Below are 357 nucleotides of genomic sequence, written 5' to 3'. Positions count from 1 at the left end.
ACAGACAAAGGCCTATACAGGGGCACGAGTGGAAATGGCATCATATCCAAATAAAACATCCAATAAGAAAATGCCTAACACTACAGAAGATACAAAGGAGATTAAAATCGTCGCCATCATATAAATCGACATTTTGATCGAGCGTGTCAGAACGAGTAACAAGAGAAGAATGAGTAACGTTTCCAGCAAAACAATCTTTTTAATATCTGATTGATTCACTTGTTGTTCATCCACTAATTTAGCCGTTGTGCCCGCAAAAGATAGCTGAACCTCTTGACCATCTGATAAACGATAGGTGGATTGATCTGTACGGAATTCTTTTAAAAATTCAATGGCCTCTATACTGTATGGATTCAC

Annotated in this window: 1 protein-coding gene; it reads right to left on the bottom strand. The window is 37.8% G+C overall.

What is annotated here, in order from left to right; genetic code table 11:
* Positions 1–12 precede the first annotated feature (12 nt).
* The coding region (locus tag R0J92_RS21990) for an MMPL family transporter (RefSeq protein ID WP_411053211.1) at positions 13–357 on the bottom strand (345 nt) is incomplete at its 5' end.

The sequence above is a fragment of the Tritonibacter sp. SIMBA_163 genome (genome assembly GCF_046535935.1).
In the GTDB taxonomy this organism is placed as follows: domain Bacteria; phylum Pseudomonadota; class Alphaproteobacteria; order Rhodobacterales; family Rhodobacteraceae; genus Epibacterium; species Epibacterium scottomollicae.
Note: the sequence above shows the minus strand (reverse complement) of the source record. Positions and strands in the feature narration are given on the sequence as shown.